2 protein-coding genes are annotated in these 1,005 nt (G+C 52.4%); both read left to right on the top strand.

The window, feature by feature from the left end:
* Positions 1-316: helix-turn-helix domain-containing protein (locus BG60_RS36160; RefSeq protein WP_034474665.1), on the top strand; the 316-nt coding region annotated here is incomplete at its 5' end.
* 26 nt (positions 317-342) lie between these two features.
* On the top strand, positions 343-1,005 hold a 663-nt coding region (locus BG60_RS36155; RefSeq protein WP_034474663.1), incomplete at its 3' end, for an IS3 family transposase.

The following is a 1,005-nucleotide window of genomic DNA, read 5'->3' as shown; positions in this document are numbered from 1 at the left end:
CCTTTCCTTGCGCCGCGCAGCGGCGCTTTTCAACTTGGGGGATTCCACTCAGGTGGGCAGATGGCAACAGCAGTATTACAGTGGCGGTATTGAAGCCCTGGAGTCAGGGAAAAGAGGACTGAGCACCGCTATGCCTAAACCACCTGCTAAACCACGCAAAACCGCTGCCCCACTCACCAGCCCTGAGCCTGAGCACAAGACGTTACTTGATGAGCTCCAATACCTACGGATGGAGAACGCTTATCTAAAAAAGCTTGGGGAGTTAGGCGAGGCGGTGATGAGGCGGGAGAAAGAACAGAAGAAAAAGCCCGATTAGTCAGTGAGCTTAAGCAACACTTTCCCTTGCGTGACTTGCTCAAGCTAGTGAGCCTTGCGCGAAGTACGTACTACTACCAACTCAAGGCAATGGGCGTTGCGGACCGATTTTCCTCGATCAAAGCTTCTATCCAGACCATCCAAAACGAGCATAAGGGCCGCTTTGGTTACCGTCGGATGACGCTAGAACTACGTAAAGAAAGATCGCTGATCAACGGTAAAACGGTACGACGACTGATGGGGGAGCTGGGTCTGAAATGCACGGTGCGGCCTAAGAAATACAGGTCGTATAAAGGGCCGATGGGCGAAGTGTCGCCCAACACCTTGGCTCGTCAGTTCGAGGCTGAGCAACCGAATCAGAAATGGGTGACGGATGTCACCGAGTTCAAAGTGGCCGGCAAAAAGCTGTACTTGTCCCCAGTTTTGGACTTGTACAACGGAGAAATCGTGGCCTATCAGACGGCAATACGTCCCCAATATGCCTTGGTGGGCGAGATGCTGGAAAAAGCTATTGAAGGCTTACCTGAGGGCGGCAAGCCAATGCTGCATTCAGATCAAGGCTGGCACTATCGATATCCAAAGTACCGGGAGAGGCTAGAAAAAGCAGGGCTGGAGCAAAGCATGTCACGCAAAGGAAACTGCCATGACAACGCCACAATGGAGAGTTTCTTCGGCACGCTGAAGTCAGAG

Source organism: Caballeronia zhejiangensis, assembly GCF_000698575.1.
Lineage (GTDB): Bacteria > Pseudomonadota > Gammaproteobacteria > Burkholderiales > Burkholderiaceae > Caballeronia > Caballeronia zhejiangensis.
The sequence above is the reverse complement of the archived record's forward strand: the minus strand, read 5'-3'. Positions and strand labels throughout refer to the sequence as shown.